Source organism: Sphingopyxis sp. JAI128, assembly GCF_014207235.1.
Classification (GTDB): domain Bacteria; phylum Pseudomonadota; class Alphaproteobacteria; order Sphingomonadales; family Sphingomonadaceae; genus Sphingopyxis.
In genome coordinates this window covers 91,713-114,872 of record NZ_JACHDA010000004.1, presented here as the reverse complement: position 1 = coordinate 114,872, position 23,160 = coordinate 91,713, and the positions used below count along the sequence as shown (strand labels likewise).

The following is a 23,160-nucleotide window of genomic DNA, read 5'->3' as shown; positions in this document are numbered from 1 at the left end:
AAGTCGAGACACCCCGCGATCCAGGCCCGGACCGACTGAATCTCGACTTCATCCCAAGGGCGCCGTTTATCCCGAGCGCCTGCAAAAGACGGTCGAAGGGCTCGACGCGAACGGTTACAGGGAGCTATGGACCCTATCCCGAATATCGTCATCCTGACCGGCGCAGGCGTTTCGGCCGAAAGCGGGATCGATACGTTTCGCGACGCCGGCGGCCTGTGGGAACAGCACCGCGTCGAGGATGTCGCGACGCCCGAAGCCTTTGCCCGCGACCCCGACCTCGTCCTGCGATTCTACGACATGCGGCGCGCGGCGATCCAGACCAAGGCGCCGAACGCCGCGCACGACGCGCTCGCCCGGCTCGATGCAGAATGGCCGGGCGAGTTGCTGATCGTCACGCAAAATGTCGACGACCTGCACGAACGCGCGGGCGCGAAGCGGCTGATCCACATGCACGGCGAGCATCTGAACGCCTGGTGCACCCGATGCGACCATCGCATGCCGTGGAGGGGCCCTTTGCTGGGCCGTCCCGCCTGTCCCGGTTGCGGCGCCGCGGGTGCGCTGCGCCCCGACATCGTCTGGTTCGGCGAAATGCCGTACCGGATGGAAGAGATTTATTCCGCGCTGAACCGTGCCGACCTGTTCGTGTCGATCGGCACATCGGGCGCGGTTTATCCCGCCGCAGGTTTCGTGCGCGAAGCGCGCGCGGCGGGCGCACGCACGCTCGAACTCAACATGGAACCGAGCCAGGGCAGCCACTGGTTCGACGAGGCGCGCCACGGCCCGGCGACCGAATTGGTGCCGGGGTGGGTGGAAGAGGTTTTGGCCCGCTACGGCGGGTAAAGACGCCGACAGCAGCCGTCGTCCCCGCGACGGCGGTTCCTCCGCCCGCACGCTGGACACAAAAAGGGCCGCCCGATCGGACGGCCCCTTCTTTTTGCAGTGGGCAGGCGTCAGCCCTGGCGCGTGCCGGTCATCGCCATCGAACCGAACGCACCGGCCTTGATCGTGCCGGTCAGCGCGTCGCCGTCGATCGTCGCTTCGCATTCGAGCGTCATCGGCATCGGCACCTTCATGTTCATGGTCCAGGTCAGCTTGTTGCCGTCGACCTTGCCATTTTCGACGTCGAGCGACCCCATCGCGCCGGCGTTCTGGCCGGTGAAGCTGCCGCCGTCGCTCTTGACGGTGAAAACCGATTTCTGGTCGCCCATCGGCGACTTGGTGACGCAATCATAGCTGCCATCGACTTGAGACATTGCGGCTCTCCTTACTGAAACTGATGTTAGTTAGCGGGAGACACCGTTTCCACGGGCAGACCCAATCCGTCAAGCTGCGGTTTCACCACCGCGGCGTCGCCGACCACGACATAGACGAGGTCGTCGGTGCTGAGCATCTTGCGAGCAGCCGCGTCGATCTGGGCGAGAGTCATCCCTTCGTAGGTCGCCGGCAGCGACTCATAATAATTGTCGGGCCGGCCGAATTTCACGATGTTCCGCACCCCGCTCAGGACGTCCCCCGACGTTTCGAAGCTGCCGGGCAATTCACGAATGCTGCCATTGGTGCTCCATTCGCGTTCCTGGGCGGTGACTCCCTTGGTGCCGAGAAAGGCCGTCAGTTCGCTCTGCAGTTCCTTGATCGAATCGCCGGTGCGATCGGCCTGGACCGGCGCGGCGGCGACCCATGCGATGCGGTCCTTGTCGCTCGAAATGCGCGTGCGCACGCCATAGGACCAGCCCTTGGTCTCGCGCAGGTTCATGTTGAAACGCGACAGGAAATTGCCACCGAAAATATCGTTGGCGGTGCGCAGCGCCTCGAGACTGTCGCCGCCCTTCGCGTCGAGGACGCGGCCGGCGAGGATCACCGACTGCGGCGATTTCGGCCGGTCGACGAGCAGGATGCGCGGGCTCGGCGCCGGGATCGCGATTTCGAAATGCTTGACCGGCTTCGCGGTGGCGGGCGCCTTCCACTGGCCGAGCGTGGCGTCGAGCTGCTTCTTCACTTCGGCCAGCGTGGTGTCGCCGACGACGAAGATCCGCGCATTGTCGGGGCGGATCCACGTCGCATGGAATGCCGCGAGATCGTCGCGCGTTGCCGCTTTCACCGCCGCTTCATTGCCAAGACCCGACGGCGGGATGCCATAGGGGTGCTCGGCGCCGTAGAGCACGGGCAACAGGACGCGCGATGCCAGCGCATTGGGATTGCTGCGTTCGGCTTTCAGCCGGTTGAGTTGCTGCGCGCGGACGCGCTCCAGTTCCTTGCCGTCGAAGGCGGGGTTGCGGATATAGTCGGCGAGCAGGCCGAGCGAAGCGCCAAGATTGGGCTTCAGCGCGAACAGGCTGAACACCGTTTCGTCGGCATTGGCGCTCGCGTCGATCTGCGCGCCGAGCCGCTCCTTCGCTTCGGCAAAGGCGATCGAATCGAGGCTTGTCGTCCCCTCGTCCATCAGGCTGAGCATCAGCGATTGCGTGCCCAAAGCGCTGTGCGGATCGGCGGCATAACCCGCATCGAAGCTGACCGCGACATTCACCGTGGGCACCGCCGAGCGGCGCGCGAAGACGACCTCGACACCATTCCTCAGCTTCGTTCGTTCGATCGCGGGGAAATCGAGCGCGGTGAGGTCGGCGACGGCCGGCAGCGTCGAGCGGTCGGCAAAGGAAGTCGCGCCGCTGATGGCCGGGCCGGTGTCGCCAAGGTCGGGATTCCAGTAACGATCGGGCTGGATCGCCGCGGCGACCTTGCCGTCCTTCACCGCGCCGCCGCGATTCTCGCCCCCCTCGGTGCGCTCGCCGGGCGTGTAGGTCAGCGAGAAAGCGGGACGCGACAGCCACTTCTGCGCGACCGCCTTCACCTGTTCGGGGGTGGCCTTTGCCATCCGGTCGAGCTCGACCTTGTAATAAGCGGGATCGTTCGAATAGAGCGCGCCCTCGGCCAGCGTCACCGCCTTGCCGCCGAACCCGCCGACCGATTCGAGCCCCGAAATCGTGCCGGCCAGATAGCTCGCGGCGGTCCGCTGCAATTCGTCGGCGGTCGGGCCGCTCGCGAGGAAGCTCGCGATTTCCTCATCGAGGCGCTTGCCGACATGCGCGGGGTCGACCCCGTCCTTGACGTCGGCCTGGACCAGCAGGATGCCCGCATCCTCGAACGGTTGGGCAAAGGCCGAAACGCTGACGGCGACCGGGTCGCGGCGAACCAGCGCATTGTCGAGGCGCGACGACGACAGACCGCCTAGCACGCCCATGGCCATCTGGAGCGGCACCGCCTCGGGATCGTTCAGCCCCGGGATCGCCCACATGCGATAGATGCGCGTCGTCGGAATCTGGTCCTTGACCTCTTTGGCCAGCGGCGCGGGCAGCGTCGGCACTGGCGTTGCGGGCATCGCGACCGCGGGGCCGCGGGGAATATCGCCGAACCATTCCTGCACCTTCGCCTTGGCCGTGGCGACATCGACGTCGCCAGCCAGCACGAGCACCGCATTGTTCGGGCCATAATTGTCGGTGAACCATTTCTTCACATCGTCGAGGCTCGCGGCGTCGAGGTCGGCCATCGATCCGATCGTGCTGTGGTGATAGGGATGGCCGGTCGGAAAGAGATTTTCGAAAATCTCGTACCGCAACAGGCCATAGGGGTTATTGTCGCCCTGCCGCTTCTCATTCTGGACGACGCCGCGCTGGTTATCGAGCTTTTCCTGCGTCACCGCCCCCAGCAAATGCCCCATGCGGTCGCTTTCGAGGAACAGCGCGCGGTCGAGCGCACCGGTCGGCACCGTTTCGAAATAGTTGGTGCGATCGACGTTGGTCGTCCCGTTGCTGTCGGTCGCGCCGACCTGCTGCAACGGCTCGAAGAAATCGCCCGGCGCGTTTTCGGACCCGTTGAACATCAGATGTTCGAACAGATGCGCAAAGCCCGTCTTGCCCTTGGGCTCATGCTTCGATCCGACGCGGTACCACACCGATACCGCGACGACCGGCGCCTTGCGGTCCTCGTGCACGATCACGCGCAAGCCATTGTCGAGCGTGAAGCTCTGATAGGGGATGTCGACCGCCTTCACGAGTTCGGAGATCGGCGCGGGGTCAGCGGCTTTCGCCTTGGCCAGCGCGGGGCCCGCGGCAACGAGCGAGGTGGTGACCGCGAGGGCCAGGGCGAAACGATGAAAACGGGGCATGAAAATCCTCTTTGCAGGAGCGCAAGACGGGCCTGCTGTCGGCCGGGTGCCGCACGGCACTGTATCAATTGTCTAGGACAGCAATTCGCGGCTTTCAAGGCCGATAGAATCGCGCGCCGCTCGCCTTCAGCGCCGCCGGGTCGAACAGCACGGGCTTCAGCTTGTGCGCCACGAACAGCGGCGCCTGATCGTTGTAATGCGGGCTGTCCGGGCGCGTCGTCGCGGCGCCGAACGGCTGGATCGATTCGGAACGCACGCGCCCCGCCCGGTCCCACGTCACGAACATGATGAAGCTGTCGCCGTGCCGGACCTTCAGCCGCCCATCGGGTTCCGCGTCCCACAAGGTCGATGCGCGCACGGTGTCGTTGCCGCCGTCGAGCGGCAGGTCGACGCGATTTGCACCCTCCCCGTGCCGCAACCGAAGCACGGTCCCGAGTTTGGGATCCAGCCCGCCGAAATAGTCTTGCAGATGCGCGACCGTTTCCTTCAGCACGACGCGCGGATCGGGCGCGGCGCGGCGCTGGTAATGACGGCCGTTCGCCGGGCGCAGCACCATCAGCGCCAGCGCGTCGCCCTTACCCCGGCCGTCGAGGTCCCAATCCCACTGGCGCAGCAACGCCTGCGCCCGCGCCAGCGCCGGATCGTCGCTGGTATCGAGCGCGAGCAGCCGGTCCATCCAATGCTTCGCATAGCCGGTCTTCGCATAGGCGGTGTCATATTTGATCGCCTTCAGCCGTGCCTCGTCGATCTGCCCCGACGCCTCGAACAAGGTGATCAGCCGCGTCGCGCGGTTGGTCATGTCGTCCTCGATCCCGAGCAGCGGCGAGAAGGCGGCGGCGTCGAGTTCGTCGCCCGGCCCCGCCGCGACCCACGGCGTGTTGTTCGCGTTCATGACATAGCCCGAGCGCGGGTTGACCAGCGCTGGCACGCGGTCGAACGGCAGCGTCTTTGTCCACAGGTCCGCCGACGTGTCGCCGGGTAGCACGCCGCGCCAATTATATCCCGCCGGCCGGTCGGGGAACATCGCATTGTAGAAGAGCCCGATATTGCCCTTGGCATCGGCATAGATGAAATTGGTCGCGGGCACGCCCTGCCCCGCCATCGCCGCGCGCCATTCGGCGAAATCCCTGGCCTTGTTGAGGCGGTAATATTGGGTGACCATGTTCGCCTGGTCGATCCCCGCGTAACGGATCGCGAAGGCGCCCTTGTCATTCTTCACCACCGGCCCGTGGACCGAGCGGTAAATGGTGCGCGGGATCGGCAGCACGAACGGGCCGACCCTGACCTTCAGCCAGATGCGCCTTTTCTCGAGCGGACGCCACGCGCCGTCGAAGCGGTAATTCTCGCCGCTGTCGTCGAGGGTCAACCGATAGACATCGATCAGGTCGGGCCGGTTCACCGTGTTGGTCCAGCCGAGATATTTATTATGGCCGAGGAAGGGATAGGGCGAGCCGGGGAAATTCGCGCCCGCGAAATCCCAGCCTTCCTCCGAATGGACGACGAGTTCGTACCAGGCGACGCCGCCGGTCCACGGCTGATGCGAATTGGAAACGAGCCGCGTCGCGCCGTCGGTCGATCGCGCCGGCGCGACCGCCATCGCATTGGAGCCATTGTCAGCCGGGTCGCGGCCGACCGGCGTCAACTCGCGCGGCACGAGCTTGCCTGTCGCGTCGAGCGCGGGACCGCCCTCGCGCCCGATCGGCTTGTCCTCGACCAGCGAGCCCAGAACCGAATCGAGCCCGAAGAAAAAGGGCGACCGCAATACGAAGCCCGCAACGACATCCTCGCCCGTGACGGGAAACAGCCCCGACAGCCGCACTTCGTCGGGATGCTTGTCGGCATAATGGTTGAGCCCCGCGGCATAGGCCGTGAACAGCTGCTTCACATCGTCGGGCAGCCGCGGCCAATCGCGCTTTGTCGTCGCCCGGGCATCGAGCAGCGCCGCGGCATAATCGATCTTCGCCCCGTCCTGTCCCAGCATGGCCCCCGCGCGCCCGCGCGTCATCGCCAGCACTTCCTGCAGCGTCGAAAAATCATCCTCGGCGTGGGCGTAGGCGACGCCATAAGCGACATCGGCGTCGGTCTTGCCAAAGATGTGCGGCACGCCGAACTTGTCGCGCGCGATACGAACATCCGCCGGCTTGAAATTCGGCGCGGCCGGCGCCTCGGCGGTCATCGGTTCCCAGAGTGCGAGCGAGGCTGCGGTCATGACCAGCAGCACCAGGAAACCCAGCAAAATCCGTCGCAGCATCTCTGGTCCTCTAATGCTCTTTCGCGCGACTTGTGACGGCCATGTCGTCCGATGGCAAGCGACTGTCGTTCGTCGAGCCGGATTTGCGGTCGGGATGGGCCCGGTTATGCAAGACGCAGGTTGTTGAACAACGGGGAAGATCGAACCATGCGCATGAAAAGCCTGCTCCTTTCCGCCTGCCTGTCGCTCGCGCTCGCCCCCGCGGCGATGGCGCAGGCGGTAACGGGATCGGGCGTCGTCCCGGCAAGCGCCGCAAACAGCGCCGAGCGGGCGATCGCTTTTGCCGCCAACGCCCCCGCCGGCGCGGCGCTGGTGATCGTCATGGCCGATGCGACGCTGCCCCCGCTCGACGGCGTCGCGCTGAGCGCCGCCGAACGTCAGGCGGTAACCGCGGCGATTGCGAGTGCGGACTTCGACGGCAAGACGGGGTCGACGCTGTCGCTGCGCGGTATCGGCGCGCATCCACGCATCCTGCTTGTCGGTGCGGGGCCGACGCCCTCGTCGCTCGCGCTGGCCGAAGCCGGCGGCAAGGCGGCGCAGGAACTCAAAAGCGAGCCGCAGCCGGTGACGATCGCGGGCGCCTTTGGCGACCGCGCGGCCGCCGACGTCGCTTATGGCTTCGCGCTCGGCCAATATCGCTTCGACCGCTACAAGACCGTCGACAAAAAGGCGCCGCCCACCGGCGCGGTGACGCTCGTCGGCGCCGATCCGTCGGTCGCCGAGGCCGCCTTCGCAAACCGCTGGAAACCGCTTGCCGACGGGGTGCGCCTGTCACGCGACCTCGCGAACGAACCCGCGAATGTCATCTATCCCGAAAGCTTCGTCGCGCGCGTCCGCGAAGCCTTTGCCGGCACGCCCGGGGTCAGCATCGAGGTTCTCGACGAAGCTGCGATGCGGAGGCTCGGCATGGGCACGCTCGTCGGGGTCGGACAGGGCAGCCCGCGCGGCTCACGCCTGCTCGCGGTGCGCTATCGCGGCGCGGGCGCGCCCGATGCGCCGGTCGCCTTCGTCGGCAAGGGCATCACCTTCGACTCGGGCGGCATCTCGCTGAAACCCGGCGCGGGCATGTGGGACATGAAGGGCGACATGTCGGGCGCAGCATCGGTCGTCGGCGCCGCGCTGTCGCTCGCCAGATCGCGCGCGCCCGTCCATGTCGTCGCGGTCGCGGCGCTCGCCGAGAATATGCCCGACGGCAATGCCCAGCGCCCCGGCGACATCACACGCACGATGTCGGGCAAGACGATCGAAATGCTCAATTCGGACGCCGAAGGCCGCCTCGTCCTCGCCGACGCGAATGAATATGTCGCACAGGCCTACAAGCCGCGCGCGATCGTCAACATCGCGACGCTCACCGGGTCGATCGTCGGGGCGCTCGACGATCAATATGCGGGCCTGTTTGCCCGCGACGAAAAGCTCGCCGGCGCGCTGCTCGTGGCGGGGACGGCCAGCGGCGAAGAATTGTGGCGCATGCCGCTCCACGAAAATTACGCCGCAAAGCTGAAATCGGACATCGCCGATATCCGCAACATCGCCCCCGGCCAGGGTCCGGGCGCCAGCCTGGGCGCGCATTTCATCGGCTTCTTCGTCGACGAGGCGACCCCCTGGGCGCATCTCGACATCGCGGGCGTCAACCAGGCCGACAAGGCAAGCCCGCTGGTACCGAAGGGAATGAGCGGCTTTGGCGTGCGGCTGCTCGACCAGTTCGCGCGGAGCGGGGACTAGGCACTGTACTCCCGCTCGTGTCGAGCGAAGTCGAGACCCCCCGAAGGCATGCACGGCCTATGGGCCATCTCGACTTCGCTCGATGCGAACGGGAATGGGAGGGAAACCCTTGTGTTGCACAATGGCAACACTATCTTGCCGGGTGAGAAAGGGGCTTATCCAGCATGAACCTCGAAAAATTTACCGACCGCGCCAAGGGCTTTTTGCAGGCGGCGCAGACGATCGCGATCCGCCTGAACCATCAGCGAATCGGTCCCGAGCATATCGCCAAGGCGTTGCTCGAAGATAATGAAGGCATGGCCGCCGGGCTGATCGCGAAGAGCGGCGGCGACGCAGCGCGCGCGGTGCAAGGCATCGACGCCCTGCTCGCCAAGGTTCCCGCCGTTTCGGGATCGGGCGCGCAGGCGACGCCGGGGCTCGACAATGATGCGGTGCGCCTGCTCGATCAGGCCGAACAGGTCGCGACCAAGGCGGGCGATGGCTATGTCACCGTCGAACGGCTGCTGCTCGCGATGGTGCTTTCGACCGGCACGCCCGTCGGCAAGGTCCTTGCCGATGCCGGCGTGAAGGCCGATGCGCTGAACGCCGCGATCAACGCGCTGCGCGGCGGCCGCACCGCCGACACCGCCTCGGCCGAGGATCGCTACGAAGCGCTCAAGAAATTCGCCCGCGACCTCACCGACGTCGCGCGCGAGGGCAAGCTCGACCCCGTGATCGGCCGCGACGAGGAAATCCGCCGCACCGTTCAGATCCTCGCGCGCCGGACCAAGAACAACCCGGTGCTGATCGGCGAGCCCGGCGTCGGCAAGACCGCGATCGCCGAGGGCCTGGCACTGCGCATCGTCAACGGCGATGTGCCCGACAGTTTGAAGGACCGCCGCCTGCTCGCGCTCGACATGGGCGCGCTGATCGCGGGGGCCAAATATCGCGGCGAGTTCGAGGAGCGGCTCAAGGGCGTGCTCGACGATGTGAAGGCCGCCGAAGGCGAAATCATCCTGTTCATCGACGAGATGCACACGCTGGTCGGCGCGGGCAAATCCGAAGGCGCGATGGACGCCTCGAACCTTCTCAAACCCGCATTGGCGCGCGGCGAACTCCATTGCATCGGCGCGACGACGCTCGACGAATATCGCAAGCATGTCGAAAAGGACCCCGCGCTCCAGCGGCGTTTCCAGCCCGTCTTCGTCGGCGAACCGACGGTCGAGGATTCGATCTCGATCCTGCGCGGCATCAAGGAGAAATATGAGCTGCACCATGGGGTGCGGATCACCGACGGCGCGATCGTCGCCGCGGCGACCCTGTCGAACCGTTATATCTCCGACCGTTTCCTGCCCGACAAGGCGATCGACCTGATGGACGAGGCGGCGAGCCGCATCCGCATGGAGGTCGAATCGAAGCCCGAGGAGATCGAGAGCCTCGACCGCCGCATCATCCAGATGAAGATCGAGGAATCGGCGCTCGGCAAGGAAAGCGACGCCGCGTCGAACGACCGGCTTCAGGCCTTGCAGGCCGAACTCGCAAATCTCGAGCAGCAATCGGCCGGCCTCACCCAGAAGTGGCAAGCCGAGAAGGACAAGATCCACGCCGAGGCAAAGATCAAGGAAGAACTCGACGCGGCGCGTTCGGCGCTCGACCAGGCGCAGCGCGCCGGCGATCTCGCGAAAGCGGGCGAACTATCCTACGGAACGATTCCCGGCCTCGAAAAGCAGCTCGCCGACGCCGAGGCCGCTGCGGGCAACGCGATGCTGCGCGAAGAAGTCACCGCCGACGACATCGCGGCGGTGGTGAGCAAATGGACCGGCATCCCTGTCGATCGCATGCTGGCGGGCGAGCGCGAAAAACTACTTTCGATGGAAAGCACGCTCGAAAAGCGCGTCATCGGGCAGGACGAAGCGGTCCGCGCCGTGTCGACCGCGGTGCGCCGCGCCCGCGCCGGGTTGCAGGACCCGAACCGGCCCTTGGGCTCGTTCCTCTTCCTCGGCCCCACGGGCGTCGGCAAGACCGAGCTCACCAAGGCGCTCGCCCGTTTCCTGTTCGACGACGACAATGCGATGGTGCGCATCGACATGTCCGAATTCATGGAAAAGCACAGCGTCGCGCGGCTCGTCGGCGCGCCTCCGGGCTATGTCGGTTATGAAGAGGGCGGCACGCTCACCGAAGCGGTGCGCCGACGGCCCTATCAGGTCGTGCTGTTCGACGAGGTCGAGAAAGCCCACGCCGACGTGTTCAACATCCTGCTCCAGGTGCTCGACGACGGGCGCCTGACCGACGGACAGGGTCGCACGGTCGATTTCACCAACACGCTGATCATCCTGACGTCGAACCTCGGTAGCCAGGCGATCGCCGCGCTGCCCGACGACGCGCCGGTCGAACAGGCCGAACCTGCGGTGATGGAAGTGGTGCGCGCGCATTTCCGGCCCGAGTTCCTGAACCGGCTCGACGAGATCGTGCTCTTCAACCGCCTTGCGCAGCAGCATATGGCCGGGATCGTGGACATCCAGGTCGCGCGCGTCCAGAAACTGCTCGCCGACCGCAAGGTGACGCTCGACCTGACCGACGCCGCGCGGGCGTGGCTCGGCCGCGTCGGTTACGATCCCGTCTATGGCGCCAGGCCGCTGAAGCGTGCGGTGCAGAAATATCTGCAGGACCCGCTCGCCGACCTGATCCTGAAAGGCGATGTGAGGGACGGATCGACGATCCGGGTCGACGAAGGCGACGGCGCGCTGAAACTTGTGCCAGTGTAACGTGCCCGGAACGCCAGGTTGCTAGAGCGAGTAGCCGAAATGCTCCACCCAAGGCGCCAGAGTCGGCAGGATCGGTTCCAATTTGTCTCGATAGTGCATCCAGCGTCCGCTAGCGCGCGTGTAAATGGGTTCGGCGACCTGCGAATAGCTGGCTGTCGTAATGAGACCCCGCGCCTTGGCCGTACGCTGGTGATCGAGAACCTTGGCATCCCAACCGAGTTCGAGAAAATCGAAAAGCGGACGGATCTCTTGCTCCACGTCCGCGATCAGCCGCTCATAGACGATGGTGTGGACCGGGACAGGAAAAAGCGCCTTCGAACGCTCCCAATGCTGAAACGTGAGATCATAATAGGCTGCGGCATCCTCTAGCCGCAGAAAATTTGCCATCGCCGAATTGAGGCGGAAGTTGCTCATAAAGCAACTCAGCAGCACGTCGCATGGATGGCGCAAGGCCAATATGAAACGCGCCTCGGGAAACAGACGCTTGATCAACGGGACTTTCTGCAGAAACAGCGGCGATTTATCGATCAGCAAAGGCGCTGTGCCCGGCCGTTCGCCTTCATCGACCGCGGCGAAATATTGCGCGCGCGCGCGCGCAATTCCATCCGCGTCCAAACGGGGCAGCGCAGAAATGCCGCCCAGTGCCCTGTCGATCACATTCAGATAAGGCTTTTCCTCCATCACCGTGGTGTCGGGATGCCCCATCAAGATCGTATCGAGCAGGGTGGTGCCCGATCGCGGAAATCCAACCAGAAATACCGGGTCCGGCCGGTCCGGTTCCAAGGTAACCGGCCGCCAGCCATCGATCCATTGCGGGACCAGCAATGCGACCTCCCGCGTCAATTCTTCGCGCGACTCCTCCGCCCTTGCAAGCGGATCGCGTGGATCCGCCTGATGCAGTCTGGCAGTGTCCTCGAACGCGCCGAAAGCCTCGTCAAAACGGCCAAGGCGGTCAAACAGGGTAGCGCGAATATGCGTCGTCCGTTCGGGTTCCATCGTTTCCGGGACGGCGGACAAACAATCGAGTGCTTCGGAAAAACGTCCAGCGCGCCGATGCTCGAGCGCCCGCATGAACGCAAGCGTCGCGGGCGACAGTCCATGCTTCTCGCCCCGCTCGATCAACGGCGCCAAATCGCCTTCGCGATTGCTATGCTCGAACTGGATGGCGAGACCCAGGTAAGCCTCGGACATTTGGGGGGCACTGTCGACCGCGTTCAAATAGGCACGCTCGGCATCGTCCATACGCATCGCCGCGCCATATTCGACCGCGAGCTTGAACTGCACCTCGGCGTTTCCGGGATCAAGCCGCGCCGCATCCTCCAGAAGCGATAGCGCTTCGCCATCGCGCCGACGGCGTTTGAGAATCCCATATAATTCGTAAAGCACACGCGCGTCGTCGGGAAAATCGCTCGCCGCCGTCCTGAGAATCCGTTCGGCCTCCTCGTCGCGTCCGCCCGCCGTCAATGCGGATGCCAGATTGATCCTGGCTGGAGGCGCCGTCGGGTCGAGCGCGACGGCCCGTTCCAGCGCGGCGATGCCGCCATCGACATCGCCTAGGAGCTGGCGGGCGTTGCCCAGATTGTTCCAGCTTTCAAAATCGTCGGGGAATTTTCCGATCACATAGTCATAGGCTTCGGCCGCCGCCTCAAACTGGCCCAACGTCTGCGCCAGATATCCGCGGTATCGAGCGACCCGCGCCGTGGAATCGGAAAAGGCACGCTCGCGCGTTGCAACCGCCAGGGCACCTTGCAGGTCGCCTGCCTCGATCTGGGTGGAAATCAGGTTGCACGCGATAATCAGGTCCTGCGGCCGCTCCTTATGTGCGACCAACAAATGACGCACAGCACCCGCAGGGTCGCCATTTCGTCCCAGAAGCATGCCGATGAATGCATTGAGCGCGACGGGATCGCCACCCTTCAGAAGCGCATCCGCAGCCAGCGCGCGCGCTGGTTCTGCCTGCCCCGATTGCAACATGACCATTGCTTGTCGGAGAGTGTCGGCGGTGAGGGAATCGAGCATCGGCATTCGAGACGTTCCAGAACAAGGCGCCCATGCCAGAGCACCGTCCTTCTGGTGCTAGCAGTGGTTGCTTAAAAAGAAAGGGCGGCGGGTCCGAAGAACCGCCGCCCCACTTAAACCATCAAGCCGCGCTTAGAATTCCAGCGTGGCGCCGGCATAGAAATAACGGCCCAGCGAATCCCAGGTCGCGGGATAGGTGTTGCCGTTACACGGACCGGTCGGGCAGAGGTTCGAGCCCGGACGCGAGCCGCTGCCCGAGGTGATCAGCGGCGGCTCCTTGTCGAAGATATTGTTGGCGCCCAGCCGGAAAATGAAGCTGTCACCGACATCGAACGTCGCGGCCAGATCGAAATAATTCTGTGCCTTGACGCGCAGGCCCGGTTCAAAATTGAAATCACCGGCAAGCGACGGATTGTCCGACAGCGTTTCCGCCTTCACCTTCCCGACCTGACGCCATTGCACCGACAGACCGATACCGCTGTTCGTTTTCAGCGTCGTACGCAGCTTGTGGCGCCATTTCGGCAACGGCGCGCCGCTTTGCGTCGTCCCGCCCGCGCTGCACGTCGGGCCATAGAGGCCTGCGCAGTCATAGGGTTCGGTCAGGCCATTATTGACCAGATATTTATCGAGATACGTGCCGATAAAGCTGAGCGACAAGGTGCCGAAGTCGCCAAGCTCATGCGAATAGGCGCTGTTGATCTCGATACCCTTGGTCCGCAGCGAACCGACATTGTTCGGCAGATCGACCACATAACCGCCCGGGGTCAACCAAAGCGAACCCGCTGCGTCGCGATTGACCAGGTCGCAGGAATCCGGCGTGAAGGTTGCCGTTGCGTTGGCAACGCAATCGGCCAGCGTCGAATCCTGTCCAAAGGCGCGAATGGCGTCGGCCACCTTGATGTCGAAATAGTCGACCGTCAGGTTAAAGCGCGGCAGGAAGCTGGGGCGCAATACGACACCCAGCGTCTTGGTCGTCGCGGTTTCGGGCTGCAGGTCCTGATTGCCGCCAATGAAACCGTTATACTGACCCGCCGGGTTTGCAGCCGTCCGCTGACCAACGACCAGGCCCTGCGCCAGACAACCATAATCGGTTGCCGTGATCGTGATGCCTGCGCACGGATCGCCCGACCCGTTCAGGGCCACGGTCGGCGTTGCAAACAGTTCCTGGATATTCGGTGCGCGGACCGCCCGGTTGTATGCACCGCGGAAACGAATATCGCTCACCGGAGCGAATTCGAGCGCCAGCTTGTAGGTATCGGTCTTGTAGGAGTTGCCCGAGCTCGTTTTGTACGACGAATGACGATATCCGCCGCTGAACGACAGATCGTCAATGAAGCTGTTCTGAACGATCGGGACACTGGCCTCGGCAAAGAAGTCATAGACCCGGAAATTGCCCGACAGCGGCAGCGTCGCGCCGCCCTGACCCGTCAAATCGCCGGTCTGGAACGCATTGTCGGTGAGCAGTTCGAGCGATTCACGGCGCCATTCGACGCCGACGTTGATCGCAATGCCGTCTTCCGCCCAGGGCGACTTGAACCCATATTCGCCCAATTGGCCGGTCAACGATGCCGAAGCGACCTGCTCAGACGTCTGACCCTTTTGGAAACCCGTGGCGCTCAAATAAGCCACGGCCTCGGGGCTGGCCCCGCCAAGCCCGGCGAAGACATTATAGGGAACACAGGTCGGATCCGAGCCGTCGAGGACGGAACGACAGACCGGCGCGCCGCCGTTGGGATCGGCCACGACGTCGAGCGCCCGGGTCAGGCGTGCCGCGGAAAACTCGTTCGAATAGACCTGGCTGTAATTGACGCGGCCATATTGATAATAGGCGTCATACGACCATACCGGGCTCAGATCGCCCTTGACGCCGAGAACACCGCGGAAGCTGGTGTGCTGCAGGTCCGAACGGCGCGATCCGCCTTCGGTATTGCGGCGCAGCAGCTGGAAATAGGCCTTGTTATAGGTGTTGCCCGTCGTCGGATCGACGAAATCGATCGGTGCAGCGCCCGGGTTCGGGTTATAGGGTGCGCCGCCGGCAAGCGGGAAGGTTCCCAAAAAGCCGTTGATCAGATTTTCCTGCGCAAAAATGATATCGCGCTGCGCATCCGAGATGAGCGGGTTGTCGCTGTTGATGGTCAGCGTGTTGCCGAAATTGCCCGACGGAGCGATCTGGGCGACCGTGCGGTCGTCCATGAACATGAACTCCATATAGGGTTTGATCGAGTCATTGATCTCGTAGTTCGCGAACAGGCCGGCGGTATAGCGTTCGTCGCTGCGCTGGAAATAGTTGGTCGGCGCAAAGTTGAACAGCGTGTTTCCGTTGCGGAAGCCACCATTGGGTTCAAACGTATAGAAGGTCGACGTGCCGTTTTCGAAAACGAGCACATTGCCTTCGGGCGACGTGGCCGAGCCACCGCACTGGTTCGCACCGGCACGCGTATTCTGCAGCGTACACGCGCTATAGTCGCGATTCGACTGAACGATCGGGTTCGCCTTGCGATAGCCGAAATAAACCATCGCATGACCGCGACCGTCGTCAAAGCCGCTGCCCATCATCACGGTGGCATCGACCGTGCCGCCATCGGCAACGCTGCCGCGCGGATAGCCATAACCGGCGCTTGTTGCAGCGCGCGCATCGAGCAGCGGCGGCATCAGCTTGTTGTTATTGTTGTGCTGGAAAAAGCTGTACTGGCCATCGACCCGAATGCCGGTGAATTCCGTATCAACGATAAAGTTGACCACGCCGGCCACAGCGTCGGCGCCATAGGTCGACGAGGCACCGCCCGTCAGCACATCGACGCGCTTCAGGATCGCCGAAGGAATGATGTTGATGTCAGCCGCCGAACCGCTGCTCGGCCCCGGATCGCCGGGAATCAGGCGCCGGCCGTTGACCAGGCTGAGCGTGCGTGCGGTTCCAAGGCCGCGAAGATCGACCGAGGCCGTGCCATCGGCGCCGTTCGACAGGGTCGATGCCTGGCTGGCAAAAACCGAAGGCAGCGAATTCAGCATATCCTCGATCTTGGTCGTACCTTGCAGCTTGATATCTTCGCCGCTGACAACAGTGACCGGGCTGACCGATTCCAGATTGGGCTGCGGGATGCGCGTACCGGTGACGACAATGGGAGCGTCGCCTTCCTCGGCCGCCGGCGCGTCCTGCGCGAAGGCAGGAGCCGAAACCAGGGCGACGCTCATGACGAGTGGCGCAACGCCGAGCTTCAGCTTGGAATGTTGAGTTTTCTTCACAGTGCAGTCCCTTGCTACTGATGGATGAACTACCCGGACCCCCGACGCGCGAAAAATGCGCGCGCAAATGCCCCGATAGCGTGCGGGATGGCTCTTCGTTCATCTGGAGTAAAGGAAATTCCCGCCGCTTTCCGTCGTTTCAAAAGTCATTGTGACGTATTTGCAACAAGTGCGGAACACGGCGAAACACAAGGGGCGGCAAGCACCGCCAGCGCGACATTTTGTTTCAACGGTTACGAATTCACGCGGAGATCCGTGAGCGTCAGCGGACCATCGGCCCCGCCAGTTTCGCGGGGTCGAGCCGCGCGCCCTGCCACTTCAAACCCCAGTGCAGATGCGGCCCGGTCGCGCGGCCTGTACGCCCGACGGTGCCCAATTGCTGCCCTCGGGCAACGCGGTCACCGACCTTCACGTCGAGCCGCTGGCAATGGAGGAACGCGCTCGACAGACCCATGCCATGATCGACGATCAACAGATTGCCTTCGAGCGTGAAAGGCGTACTCGCCGCCAGCGTCACCACGCCGTCGGCCGGCGCGACGAAGGGCGTGGCCGCGGGCACCGCGATGTCGGTGCCGCTGTGATAGCTGCCGGGCTTGCCCTGATAGACGCGCTGCGAGCCGAAAAAGCCCGACAACCGCCCCGCGACCGGCCAGCGAAACGCCTGCCGCCACCCGTCTGAGGCAACCGGCGTAGCTCGCGCCGCGGCGATCTGAGCAAGTTCGGCGGGGCGGCGGCGCTGGAATTCCGCGTCGCTCGACGCGCTGCCGCGATAGGGCGCGTCGATATGTTCGATCCGCCAGCGACCGGGCGCAACCGCGATCGTCCGGACGACCTCGCGCCCGTCAGCGAGCGTCGCGACGAGCCGCGCGGCAGCGGGCGCATCGCGGTCGAATGCAATCAGAAAGCCGCCATCGGCGGCGACCGGGATCGGCAAGCCATCGAGCGCCAGCGCGCGCGTGTCGCTCGGCACCTGCCCGACCACGACCGCGCCCTGTTCGGCGACTCCCGAAAGCGTGAAATCGGGGCGCAGCGGCGCGCGCGGCGGCATTGGCGCGGGCGCCGGGCCTTTCGCGGGGACAGGTTCGACCGACGGCCCCGGCGCGGGCGTCGCTCCGGTTCCTGCCGCCGGAACGCAACCGGCGGCGGCGATCAGCACCGCGAGCGCCGCTCCGTGCCGCGGCCAATCCTTCACAAAGCTCATGCCTGGCGCGCGGCGTCCAGCTCGGCCTTCACCGATATCTCGGCGGTTGCATAAGGCTCCTGCCGCGCGACCGACCAGTAACGCAGCTCGTCGAGCCCGATCGGCACGCCGCTCACCGCGCACAGAACATGGTCGCCGGGTGCAAGGACACGAAACCCGTTCGGCCCGTATTGCAGGCGGGCAAGGCGGTTGCGGCTGGCAATCAACATGATTTTCTGTCCATTCGGGGGTCCATCGTTCCGACGACTATAGCAGCATCCCGCCGCTCGGCCACCCCCGCCGGGTTCAGAAGAGCTCGCCCTGCCCCCGTCCGGGCGCTGCCGGCGGCACCTTGGGGGGTCGCCTGGACGTCGCGGGAGGCGGCGAACGCTCGCCGCTCACCACAACGGGCACCTCGCCATCGGCAAACTGCAATTGCAGATGCCCGGCGTCGCGCGCCGTCACGGCGGTCGTCACGATCGCGCCGCCGCCGTCGCGCACCATCGCATAGCCGCGCGACAGCAGCGCGCGCGGATCGAGCGAGGTCAGCAGCCGCCCCAGCCCCTCGAGTTGCGCCCGGTCGCGGTCCCAGCGCCGCGCGAGCAGCGCGGGCCGCAGCGCCGCGCCGCGCGTCGCAAGCCGCTCCGAAACGACCGTCAGCCGGTGGCGCTGGCTGCGGTCGAGCCGCTCGCCCGCATCGTCGAGCCGCTGGCGCTGCGGCGCGTAAAGCGCCTCGCGCTTCGGCAGGTGGCGCGCGAGCGCGGTCAGCCGCTCGCCCGCCAACGCCTGGTGCCGGTTCGCCGCACCGATGATCCGTCCGTTCCATGTCGCGAGCTGCGCATGCAATTCGGCGCGCACCGGCACCGCCATCTCCGCCGCGGCGGTCGGCGTCGGCGCGCGCACGTCGGCGGCATAGTCGGCGAGCGTCACGTCGGTCTCGTGCCCCACCGCGCTGATCGTCGGGATGCGGCAGTCGGCGATTGCGCGCACGACGACCTCTTCGTTGAACGCCCACAGATCCTCGATCGACCCGCCGCCGCGCGCGACGATGACGAGGTCGGGACGCGGAACCGGCCCGCCGGGCGCCAGCCCGTCGAACCCGCGGACCGCATTCGCGACCTGCGCTGCTGCGCCGTCGCCCTGCACCAGTACGGGCCAGACGATGACATGCGTCGGGCAGCGGTCGGCCAGCCGGTGGAGGATGTCGCGGATCACCGCGCCCGTCGGCGAGGTCACCACCCCGATCGTGCGCGGCAGATAGGGTAGCCGGTCGTACTTGCGTTCGCGGTCGAACAGCCCCTCGGCACCGAGCCGCGCCTTCAATTTTTCGAAGAGCAGCATCAGGGCGCCCTCGCCCGCGACCTCGAGCGTGTCGACGACGAGCTGATATTTGGAGCGCCCCGGATAGGTGGTGAGCCGCCCGCAAGCGATCACCTCGATCCCGTCCTCGGGCCGGAAGGCGAGGCGCGCTGCCTGCCCTTTCCACATCACCATGTCGATCAGCGCATTATCGTCCTTCAGCGCCGCATAGAAATGTCCCGACGCCGCGCGCTTCGCCCCCGACAGCTCGCCACGCACGCGCACGCGCGCGAAGCCGTCCTCGACCGTGCGCTTGATCGCCGCCGACAATTGGCTGACCGACAGCGCCGGGGCGTTGTCGCCGGGCGTCGCCTCGGCTAACAGCCGCGCTTCGGTGCCATCGTCGGACGCCGTATCGGGAAAAGGGACAGACATGAATATCCTGCTGGTCGGATCGGGAGGCCGCGAACATGCGCTCAGCTGGCAGTTGGCACAATCGCCAAGCTGCGCCAAGCTCTATGCCGCCCCGGGCAACCCGGGGATCGAACTCTACGCCGAATGCGTGCCGATTTCGGTCGACGACATCGACGGCCTGATCGCCTTCGTCAAGGCGCATGCGATCGACTTCGTCGTCGTCGGCCCCGAAGCCCCGCTCGTCGCGGGCCTCGCCGACCGCCTGCGCACGATCGGCGTTCCTGCCTTTGGCCCAAGCGCCGCCGCCGCGCGGCTCGAAGGCTCGAAGGGCTTTACCAAGGATCTCTGCGCGCGCGCGTCGATCCCGACCGCCGCCTATGTCCGCTGCACCGGCGCCGAGGAAGCGCGCACCGTGCTCGAAGGCTTTGCGATCCCCGTCGTGATCAAGGCCGACGGCCTCGCTGCGGGCAAGGGCGTGATCATTGCCGAGACGCGCGAGGATGCCGAAGCCGCGATCGACGACATGTTCGACGGCGCCTTCGGTAGCGCGGGCGCCGAAGTGGTCATCGAGGAATTTATGATCGGCGAGGAAGCGAGCTTCTTCGCGCTCTCCGACGGCAAGGACGTCATCGCCTTCGGCAGCGCGCAGGACCACAAGCGTGTCGGCGACGGCGATGTGGGCCCGAACACCGGCGGCATGGGCGCCTACAGCCCCGCGCCGGTGCTCACTGCCGAACTCGAAACCCAGGTGATGGACCGCATCATCCGCCCGACCGTGGCAACGCTCGCCGCCGAGGGCACGCCCTATGTCGGCGTGCTGTTCGCCGGGCTGATGCTCACCGCCGAAGGCCCGAAGCTGATCGAGTATAATTGCCGCTTCGGCGACCCCGAATGCCAGGTGCTGATGATGCGCTTCAAGGGCGATTTCGCCGCGCTGCTCCACGCCGCCGCTACCGGGACGCTCGCCACAGCCGAACCCCCGGCCTTTTCGCGCGACTATGCCCTCACCGTCGTGATGGCGGCGAACGGCTATCCGGGCACTCCCGAAAAGGGCGGCGCGATCCGCGGCATCGCCGATGCCGAAGCGGGCGGCGTGCGCGTTTTCCACGCCGGAACGGCGCGCGACGACCGCACCCTCGTCGCCGCCGGCGGCCGCGTGCTCAACGTCACCGCAACGGGGAAAAGCGTGACCGTAGCGAAGGCGCGCGCCTATACCGGGGTCGACAAGCTCGATTTCCCCAGCGGCTTCTGCCGCCGCGATATCGGCTGGCGCGAAGTCGCCCGCGAAGCGGAATAAACGCCGCTTCGCCCTCCGCCGTCGACCCTCGCAAAGCGGAAATGGCGACGAAAATCATGATGATCCGTTCGTGGGGCTGGACCCCGCCGGTGCGGCGGCATAGGCTGCTCCAAAATCAGGAGTGGAGATGAACATGGCCTGGCTTCAGGAAAATTACATCATCGCGGTCGTCGGCCTCGTCGTTGCGGTCGTTTTGCTCTGGTGGTTGTTCGGCCGGTCGAAACCCGAAGAGATTGCGCCGCCGACGGTCGAACCCGCCAAGCCTGCCAAGCCGCTCGCGCCGGCGAAGCCCGAAATCATCGCAGCCGAACCGGCGCGCTTCAAACCGCTCGAATCCAAGACGCCGCCGGCCGCACCTTCGACCGCTCCGCCGCCCGCGCCGGAACCGGCCTCCAAGGCACCGCCTCCGGCGCCGGAACCCGCCCCGATCGTCAATCCGGAGCCCGCCGCCAAAGCCCCGGCAACGGCACCGGAACCGATGGCGGAACCCAAGCCAGCCGCGAAGAAGCCCGCGGCCAAGGAACCGGCCCGGAAAGCCGCTGCCAAACCGGCGGCAAAGGCGGCAACCAAGGCCGCACCCAAAAAGGCCGCCGCGAAACCGAAGCCGGCTGAGACAGCCGCGATCCCCGAGGAGCCGACCGTCCCGCCGCCGCCTGCGGCAAAGCCTGCACCCGCCCCCGCGAAAACCGGCCCCGACAATCTGCAATTGCTCAAAGGCGTCGGCCCCAAGCTCGCGGGGCTGCTAAGCGGCCTCGGCGTCACCAGTTTCCGGCAGATCGCCGACTGGACCGACGCCGACATCGCCCGGATCGACCCTGAACTCGGCGCGTTCCAAGGCCGCATCGCGCGCGACAATATCGTCGATCAGGCGGGCTATCTCGCCCGCGGCGACAAGGCCGGCTTCGAAGCGAAATATGGCGCGCTCGGCGGCGAGCTTTGACGGCGGCTGACGGCCGATAGTTGCCATAAGATCCTCCCTGTGGCGCAGCCATGGGGAGGATATTCCACCCCTCGTCATCCCGGACTGGATCCGGGATCCATCGCGGCGTCGAAGTCGTGGACCCCGGATCAAGTCCGGGGTGACGAGGGAGGCTGACTGTGACGGCTAACCACCCCAAATCCGACGTCTGATAACGCTTTCCTACATTATCCGATCGTGCTTCAAGCTGGTCGATGGAACAGAACATCCCGCCTGCGCGCCGCCACGGTCCCATTCTTCCAGCCCCTCTCGCGCCGCTTAAAGCCTCAAAGGACACATTTTGAAGGCGTCCATGCGGGGCTTTTGTGGCTTTAAGCCCCGCCTATTCGTCCTCGCCATCCTTCGGCTTCGACAATTCGGTGACGAGCAGCTTGTCGATCTTGCGCCCGTCCATATCGACGATCTCGAAATGCCAGCCCCGGTCGGTGAATTTTTCCCCCTCGGTCGGCAGGTGCTTCAGGATCGCGAGGACATGGCCCGCGGCAGTCGCATAATCGCGGTCCTCGCCCAGTTCGATCCCCAGCCGCTCGGCCATCTGGTCGGCGGGCATCGATCCCGCGATGAGCAGGCTGCCGTCGTCGCGCTCGACGACGAAGGGCTCGCTGCCGATATCCTGGTCCGACGCGAATTCACCTGCGATCGCCGAAAGCAGGTCGGCGGGGGTCACCAGCCCGTCGAAATGGCCATATTCGTCGTGGACGAGCAGCATCGGCACTTCGGCGGCGCGCAACCCTTCGAGCGCGTCCATTGCGTCGATCTGGTCGTGGATGACCTTGGCCGGGCGCATCAATTGTTCCAGGTCGATCGCCTCGCCGCGGAACAATGCCGCCGCGATATCGCGCGCCTGCACCACACCGACGATAGCGTCGACCGAACCGCGCGCCACCGGCAGGCGGCTGTGCGGCGTTTCGACCAGCTTGTCGCGGACGGCGCGCGCGTCGAGCGAAACGTCGATCCAGTCGACGTCCTTGCGCGGCGTCATCACCTCGCGAACCGGACGGTCGGCAAGGCGCACAACGCCCGAAATAATCGCGCGTTCGCTTTCCTCGATCACGCCCGACTTCGACGCTTCGGCGACGATCAGGTGCAGTTCCTCGGCCGTCACCCGGTCTTCCGATTCGCGTTTGAGCCCGAGCAGGCGAAAGACGAGGCCCGAACTATTGTCGAGCAACCAGACGAGCGGCGCGGCAATGCGCGCCAGCCAGTACATCGGCACCGCCATGACGATCGCGATCCGTTCGGGCGAACGCAGCGCAAACTGCTTGGGCACCAGCTCGCCGGCGATCAGCGAAAAATAGGTGGTAAGCGCGATCACCGTGGCGAACCCCGCCGCCTCCGCCGTCTCCGCCTCGAGGCTGAGCCAGGCGGCCAGCCGGTCGGCGACGGGCTGGCCCAGGCTCGCACCCGAATAGGCGCCGGTCAGCACGCCGATCAGCGTGATGCCGACCTGCACCGTCGACAGGAAGCGGCCGGGGTCGGACGCCAGCTGCCGCGCGATCGTCGCTCCGCGGCTGCCGCGCTTTTCGGCCGCCTGCAACCGGGGGCCGCGCGCCGAAACGATCGCGAGTTCGGACATGGCGAAAACGCCATTGAAGAGGATGAGGATCAGGATGATCACAACATCCGACCAGGGAAAAGGGGTCATCGGGCGGTCGTACGGCGCGTCGGCGCCCGGCCCCTGTCAGCTTCGGTCATACTCTCCCTATAAGCTAAAGCCGCGGCATTGCACAATGGCGCACGGCTGAATGGGAGGCTCAGCGATCATTCAGCCGAATTCGGGAACCAGATCGCCGGCCATATGTTATCGGCACACAGGCGTGGGATGCCGCAAGCCAAAGGCATCCGCGCGATAA

At 65.3% G+C, this 23,160-nt stretch carries 14 protein-coding genes; 5 read left to right on the top strand and 9 right to left on the bottom strand.

Going from position 1 to position 23,160, the window contains the following annotated elements; translation table 11 throughout:
- Positions 1-126 precede the first annotated feature (126 nt).
- Positions 127-840: an NAD-dependent deacylase gene (locus tag HDC35_RS11300; RefSeq protein ID WP_184646773.1), complete on the top strand. Its 714-nt coding sequence runs from the start codon at positions 127-129 to the stop codon at positions 838-840.
- A 110-nt stretch (positions 841-950) separates the two neighbouring features.
- Here the strand turns inward: HDC35_RS11300 and HDC35_RS11295 are convergent, their stop codons facing one another.
- The 3 genes from HDC35_RS11295 to HDC35_RS11285 form a co-directional block, all read right to left on the bottom strand.
- Positions 951-1,253, bottom strand: coding sequence for a hypothetical protein (locus HDC35_RS11295; protein ID WP_184646771.1), 303 nt, complete (start codon positions 1,251-1,253; stop codon positions 951-953).
- 26 nt (positions 1,254-1,279) lie between these two features.
- Positions 1,280-4,159, bottom strand: a complete 2,880-nt coding sequence (locus tag HDC35_RS11290; protein ID WP_184646769.1) for a pitrilysin family protein — start codon at positions 4,157-4,159, stop codon at positions 1,280-1,282.
- 94 nt (positions 4,160-4,253) lie between these two features.
- Positions 4,254-6,410 carry an acylase gene (locus HDC35_RS11285; RefSeq protein WP_184646767.1) on the bottom strand — a complete coding sequence of 719 codons (2,157 nt, stop codon included), beginning with the start codon at positions 6,408-6,410 and terminating at the stop codon, positions 4,254-4,256.
- 153 nt (positions 6,411-6,563) lie between these two features.
- On the opposite strand from HDC35_RS11285, the gene HDC35_RS11280 reads away from it, so the two are divergent.
- Together HDC35_RS11280 and clpB are read left to right on the top strand one after the other, a co-directional pair.
- Entirely contained in the window at positions 6,564-8,132 is a 1,569-nt protein-coding gene (locus tag HDC35_RS11280; RefSeq protein ID WP_260397683.1) for a leucyl aminopeptidase, read from the top strand.
- 164 nt (positions 8,133-8,296) lie between these two features.
- Entirely contained in the window at positions 8,297-10,876 is a 2,580-nt protein-coding gene (gene clpB, locus HDC35_RS11275) for an ATP-dependent chaperone ClpB (protein ID WP_184646763.1), read from the top strand.
- Positions 10,877-10,897: 21 nt separating this feature from the next.
- Here clpB and HDC35_RS11270 read toward each other — a convergent pair whose 3' ends face one another.
- From HDC35_RS11270 to xseA, 5 genes are all read right to left on the bottom strand, one after another.
- Positions 10,898-12,901: a tetratricopeptide repeat-containing sulfotransferase family protein gene (locus tag HDC35_RS11270; protein WP_184646761.1), complete on the bottom strand. Its 2,004-nt coding sequence runs from the start codon at positions 12,899-12,901 to the stop codon at positions 10,898-10,900.
- Positions 12,902-13,027: 126 nt separating this feature from the next.
- Positions 13,028-16,138 carry a TonB-dependent receptor domain-containing protein gene (locus HDC35_RS11265; RefSeq protein ID WP_311770759.1) on the bottom strand — a complete coding sequence of 1,037 codons (3,111 nt, stop codon included), beginning with the start codon at positions 16,136-16,138 and terminating at the stop codon, positions 13,028-13,030.
- A gap of 262 nt (positions 16,139-16,400) precedes the next feature.
- Positions 16,401-17,339, bottom strand: coding sequence for a M23 family metallopeptidase (locus tag HDC35_RS11260; RefSeq protein ID WP_184646759.1), 939 nt, complete (start codon positions 17,337-17,339; stop codon positions 16,401-16,403).
- Positions 17,336-17,548 (bottom strand): DUF2093 domain-containing protein, encoded by a 213-nt coding sequence (locus HDC35_RS11255; protein WP_184646757.1) that lies wholly within the window; start codon positions 17,546-17,548, stop codon positions 17,336-17,338. The genes HDC35_RS11260 and HDC35_RS11255 overlap by 4 nt, the downstream gene beginning before the upstream one ends.
- Before the next feature lie 76 nt (positions 17,549-17,624).
- The gene (gene xseA / locus HDC35_RS11250) at positions 17,625-19,052 is read right to left on the bottom strand and encodes an exodeoxyribonuclease VII large subunit (RefSeq protein ID WP_184646755.1); all 1,428 of its coding nucleotides are present in this window, start codon (positions 19,050-19,052) and stop codon (positions 17,625-17,627) included.
- Between xseA and purD the strand changes: the two genes are divergently transcribed.
- A complete protein-coding gene (gene purD, locus HDC35_RS11245) occupies positions 19,051-20,328 on the top strand; it encodes a phosphoribosylamine--glycine ligase (protein WP_184646753.1) in 1,278 nt (425 codons plus the stop codon). The genes xseA and purD overlap by 2 nt on opposite strands.
- A 127-nt stretch (positions 20,329-20,455) precedes the next feature.
- Positions 20,456-21,268, top strand: a complete 813-nt coding sequence (locus HDC35_RS19655) for a hypothetical protein (protein ID WP_260397682.1) — start codon at positions 20,456-20,458, stop codon at positions 21,266-21,268.
- Positions 21,269-21,629: 361 nt separating this feature from the next.
- On the opposite strand, the gene HDC35_RS11235 is transcribed toward HDC35_RS19655, so the two are convergent.
- On the bottom strand, positions 21,630-22,952 hold the full coding sequence (locus HDC35_RS11235; protein ID WP_184646751.1) for a hemolysin family protein: 1,323 nt from the start codon (positions 22,950-22,952) through the stop codon (positions 21,630-21,632).
- Positions 22,953-23,160: the final 208 nt, after the last annotated feature.

Excerpts from the sequence above, each read along its gene's own strand:
- HDC35_RS11300 (WP_184646773.1), top strand. The coding sequence starts at position 127 with ATGGACCCTATCCCGAATATCGTCATCCTGACCGGCGCAGGCGTTTCG.
- HDC35_RS11295 (WP_184646771.1), bottom strand. The coding sequence starts at position 1,253 with ATGTCTCAAGTCGATGGCAGCTATGATTGCGTCACCAAGTCGCCGATG.
- HDC35_RS11290 (WP_184646769.1), bottom strand. The coding sequence starts at position 4,159 with ATGCCCCGTTTTCATCGTTTCGCCCTGGCCCTCGCGGTCACCACCTCG.
- HDC35_RS11285 (WP_184646767.1), bottom strand. The coding sequence starts at position 6,410 with ATGCTGCGACGGATTTTGCTGGGTTTCCTGGTGCTGCTGGTCATGACC.
- HDC35_RS11280 (WP_260397683.1), top strand. The coding sequence starts at position 6,564 with ATGAAAAGCCTGCTCCTTTCCGCCTGCCTGTCGCTCGCGCTCGCCCCC.
- clpB (WP_184646763.1), top strand. The coding sequence starts at position 8,297 with ATGAACCTCGAAAAATTTACCGACCGCGCCAAGGGCTTTTTGCAGGCG.
- HDC35_RS11270 (WP_184646761.1), bottom strand. The coding sequence starts at position 12,901 with ATGCCGATGCTCGATTCCCTCACCGCCGACACTCTCCGACAAGCAATG.
- HDC35_RS11260 (WP_184646759.1), bottom strand. The coding sequence starts at position 17,339 with ATGAGCTTTGTGAAGGATTGGCCGCGGCACGGAGCGGCGCTCGCGGTG.
- HDC35_RS11255 (WP_184646757.1), bottom strand. The coding sequence starts at position 17,548 with ATGTTGATTGCCAGCCGCAACCGCCTTGCCCGCCTGCAATACGGGCCG.
- purD (WP_184646753.1), top strand. The coding sequence starts at position 19,051 with ATGAATATCCTGCTGGTCGGATCGGGAGGCCGCGAACATGCGCTCAGC.
- xseA (WP_184646755.1), bottom strand. The coding sequence starts at position 19,052 with ATGTCTGTCCCTTTTCCCGATACGGCGTCCGACGATGGCACCGAAGCG.
- HDC35_RS19655 (WP_260397682.1), top strand. The coding sequence starts at position 20,456 with ATGAACATGGCCTGGCTTCAGGAAAATTACATCATCGCGGTCGTCGGC.
- HDC35_RS11235 (WP_184646751.1), bottom strand. The coding sequence starts at position 22,952 with ATGACCCCTTTTCCCTGGTCGGATGTTGTGATCATCCTGATCCTCATC.